Annotated in this window: 1 protein-coding gene; it reads left to right on the forward strand. The window is 47.5% G+C overall.

Annotated features, from left to right (window positions below):
* On the forward strand, window positions 1-1,021 hold a 1,021-nt coding region (locus ETC02_RS16650), incomplete at its 5' end, for an ISL3 family transposase (RefSeq protein WP_171698449.1).
* Window positions 1,022-1,052 lie beyond the last annotated feature (31 nt).

Genomic DNA, 1,052 nt, shown 5'->3' on the forward strand with positions numbered 1-1,052 from the left:
CAAAAAGAAGCAATGGATGCATGGCTATGCTCAGCGAATCGGAATTTTTTGGATCGAACTTCCTGTCGAGCGCAGACGTTGTAGCACGTGTGGCGTGACGTTCAGCACGTCGTATCCAGCCATCTCTCCTCGAAGTGTGGCGACGGATGCTTTTCAGCGATGGGTCGCGCAATCTTGCATCGGAACATCCATTCAGGCGGTGGCTCGTATGCTCAAGCTTCCTTACACGACCGTTGAACGATGGTTTTATACCCATGCCCCTTCCTTCCTATCGAATGACGTCCAACCAAAGGCGGTTTGTGTCGATGAGTTTGCTTTTCGAAAAGGGCACGACTATGGAGTGGCGATCATGGATGCCGAAACGGGAGAAGTGTATGCCATGGAAGCAGGAAAGAACGAGGAAGCCATTGGGCGTGCATTGGCTCATGTGTCTCGTTCCGTTCAGTATGTCGTGAGTGACTTGGCTCCAGCGATGAAAAAAGCGATTCAACGGGTTTGCCCAGAGGCGACACATGTCGTCGACTATTTCCATGTCATTCAGCTGTTTACCGATGCGTTAGAACGTTGTCGCAAATATTTGGGCAAAGGAGGCAAGAAACACGGAAATGTTCGTTACGTTTGCCGTTTATTGAGCCAATGCCCAGAGAAATTGACGGAGGAAGAACGTCAAATCATACGAGAATGGTGTAATGAAAGCGATTACTTAAAGTCTGTTTACCAATCGCTCCAACATGTTCGCTATGTGTTCAAAAGCAAAGATGAGCAACAGGCGAAACGACGCTTGAAGGCTTGGATTCATCGGTATTTGTTTTGTCCTTGTTCCGTTGTTCGTGCCATCGCAAAATCACTCGTCAAACGAACAGACGAAATGATATCGTGCATTTTATCCCATTATTCGAATGGAAAGATGGAGGGAACGAATAACAAGATCAAGCTGATGAAACGTCGGGGATACGGATACCGAAATATCCAGCGTTTTGCACTGCGGGTTCGGCTGGAAACAGCTAACATACTTTCATGACAGGTGCAAGTACATCTTTTGGTGATGAACC

The organism is Geobacillus sp. DSP4a, from assembly GCF_013096875.1.
Lineage (GTDB): Bacteria > Bacillota > Bacilli > Bacillales > Anoxybacillaceae > Geobacillus > Geobacillus thermophilus.